Here is a 3,249-nt window from a genome sequence, read left to right as displayed (position 1 = left end):
TACGTAAATTGTATTGTGATACGTCTCAAGCGTATCCGGCAATCGTTATCATTGCGAACCCCAGACTCCTTCGGGTTATAGGGTCAAGCAATGAAGCGCACACGGTGGATGCCTAGGCAGCCAGAGGCGATGAAAGACGTGGTAGCCTGCGATAAGGTTCGGTGAGGTGGCAAACGACCTGCGACCCGGACATCTCTGAATGGGGAAACCCACTCATCACAAGATGAGTATCCTGTCCTGAATACATAGGGGCAGGAGGCGAACCAGGGGAACTGAAACATCTAAGTACCCTGAGGAAAAGAAATCAACCGAGATTCCCCTAGTAGCGGCGAGCGAACGGGGACCAGCCCTTAAGCGTGTGACGGATTAGACGAACAGACTGGGAAGTCTGGCCATAGCGGGTGATAGCCCCGTAGTCGAAAATCTGATCACGTGAAATCGAGTAGGTCGGGGCACGAGAAACCTTGACTGAAGACGGGGGGACCATCCTCCAAGGCTAAATACTCCTGGCTGACCGATAGTGAACCAGTACCGTGAGGGAAAGGCGAAAAGAACCCCGGAGAGGGGAGTGAAATAGATCCTGAAACCGTGTGCGTACAAGCAGTAGGAGCAGACTTGTTCTGTGACTGCGTACCTTTTGTATAATGGGTCAGCGACTTATATTCAGTGGCGAGGTTAACCGTATAGGGGAGCCGTAGGGAAACCGAGTCTTAACTGGGCGACACAGTCGCTGGATATAGACCCGAAACCGAGCGATCTATCCATGAGCAGGGTGAAGGTTGAGTAACATCAACTGGAGGCCCGAACCAGGATCTGTTGAAAAAGATTTGGATGACTTGTGGATCGGAGTGAAAGGCTAATCAAGCTCGGAGATAGCTGGTTCTCCTCGAAAGCTATTTAGGTAGCGCCTCACGTATCACCGCCGGGGGTAGAGCACTGTTTCGGCTAGGGGGTCATCCCGACTTACCAACCCGAGGCAAACTCCGAATACCGGTGAGTGCAGCGTGGGAGACACACGGCGGGTGCTAACGTCCGTCGTGAAAAGGGAAACAACCCAGACCGTCAGCTAAGGTCCCCAAATCCTGGTTAAGTGGGAAACGATGTGGGAAGGCTCAGACAGCTAGGAGGTTGGCTTAGAAGCAGCCATCCTTTAAAGAAAGCGTAATAGCTCACTAGTCGAGTCGGCCTGCGCGGAAGATGTAACGGGGCTAAACCAGGTACCGAAGCTACGGGTTCATCCTTACGGATGAGCGGTAGAGGAGCGTCGTGTAAGCCGATGAAGGTGTGTTGAGAAGCATGCTGGAGGTATCACGAGTGCGAATGCTGACATGAGTAACGATAAAGGGAGTGAAAAACTCCCTCGCCGGAAGACCAAGGGTTTCTGTTCGACGCTAATCGGAGCAGAGTGAGTCGGCCCCTAAGGCGAGGCCGAAAGGCGTAGTCGATGGGAAACGGGTCAATATTCCCGTACCGGACATGATTGCGATGGGGGGACGGAGAAGGCTAGGTGAGCCAGGCGTTGGTTGTCCTGGTGAAAGTGAGTAGGCTGGGGTCTCAGGTAAATCCGGGACCCTTCAAGGCCGAGACACGAAACGAAGACACTACGGTGTCGAAGTCATTGATGCCACGCTTCCAGGAAAAGCCTCTAAGCTTCAGATCATGTGCGACCGTACCCCAAACCGACACAGGTGGTCAGGGTGAGAATCCCAAGGCGCTTGAGAGAACTCGGGTGAAGGAACTAGGCAAAATGGTGCCGTAACTTCGGGAGAAGGCACGCCGGCGTAGGGTGACGAGACTTGCTCTCCAAGCCCGAACCGGTCGAAGATACCAGGTGGCTGCAACTGTTTAGTAAAAACACAGCACTCTGCCAACTCGCAAGAGGACGTATAGGGTGTGACGCCTGCCCGGTGCCGGAAGGTTAAGTGATGGTGTTAGGATTCGTCCGAAGCTCTTGATCGAAGCCCCGGTAAACGGCGGCCGTAACTATAACGGTCCTAAGGTAGCGAAATTCCTTGTCGGGTAAGTTCCGACCTGCACGAATGGCGTAATGATGGCCACGCTGTCTCCACCCGAGACTCAGTGAAATTGAAATCGCCGTGAAGATGCGGTGTACCCGCGGCTAGACGGAAAGACCCCGTGAACCTTTACTATAGCTTCACACTGGACGCTGATGTTGCCTGTGTAGGATAGCTGGGAGGCTTTGAACCTCGGACGCCAGTTCGAGGGGAGCCAACCTTGAAATACCAGCCTGGCATCATTGGCGTTCTCACTCAGGTCCGTGATCCGGATCGAGGACAGTGTGTGGTGGGTAGTTTGACTGGGGCGGTCTCCTCCCAAAGCGTAACGGAGGAGCACGAAGGTACCCTCAGCACGGTCGGACATCGTGCAATGAGTGCAAGAGCATAAGGGTGCTTGACTGCGAGACAGACACGTCGAGCAGGTGCGAAAGCAGGTTCTAGTGATCCGGTGGTTCTGTATGGAAGGGCCATCGCTCAACGGATAAAAGGTACTCCGGGGATAACAGGCTGATACCGCCCAAGAGTTCACATCGACGGCGGTGTTTGGCACCTCGATGTCGGCTCATCACATCCTGGGGCTGAAGTCGGTCCCAAGGGTATGGCTGTTCGCCATTTAAAGTGGTACGCGAGCTGGGTTTAGAACGTCGTGAGACAGTTCGGTCCCTATCTGCCGTGGGCGTTGGATGTTTGAGAAGAGCTGCTCCTAGTACGAGAGGACCGGAGTGGACGACCCTCTGGTGTTCCGGTTGTCACGCCAGTGGCATTGCCGGGTAGCTATGGTCGGACGGGATAACCGCTGAAAGCATCTAAGCGGGAAGCCCCCTTCAAGATGAGACATCCCCGAGGCCTAGAGCCTCCTGAAGGGCCCAGCGAGACCAGCTGGTTGATAGGCACGGTGTGGAAGCGCTGCAAGGCGTTGAGCTAACGTGTACTAATGGCCCGTGAGGCTTGACCCTATAACACCCAAGGGGTCTGGTCGTGATGATAACGAAGAGTGTGAACGCACTCGCAACACCGGATACGCCGCAGTGAGCCAGAGCGCTTGCTGACAGGAGACGCACACAATACACGTCAACGAACACTCAGCATGATATGCATTACCTGTTACGCCTGACGACCATAGCACGCGTGAACCACCTGATCCCATGCCGAACTCAGAAGTGAAACCGCTTAGCGCCGATGGTAGTGTGGGGTCTCCCCATGTGAGAGTAGGTCATCGTCAGGCACTTAT

General features: G+C 54.6%; 2 rRNA genes. Both read left to right on the top strand.

The window, feature by feature from the left end:
- Positions 1-81: 81 nt before the first annotated feature.
- Positions 82-2,974, top strand: a 23S ribosomal RNA gene (locus tag HSS18214_RS0105545).
- 153 nt (positions 2,975-3,127) lie between these two features.
- Positions 3,128-3,243 (top strand): 5S ribosomal RNA (rrf, locus tag HSS18214_RS0105540).
- The last annotated feature ends 6 nt before the right edge of the window (positions 3,244-3,249 follow it).

Origin of the sequence: Vreelandella stevensii S18214 (assembly GCF_000275725.1) — a bacterium.
Classification (GTDB): domain Bacteria; phylum Pseudomonadota; class Gammaproteobacteria; order Pseudomonadales; family Halomonadaceae; genus Vreelandella; species Vreelandella stevensii.
The sequence above is the reverse complement of the archived record's forward strand: the minus strand, read 5'-3'. Positions and strand labels throughout refer to the sequence as shown.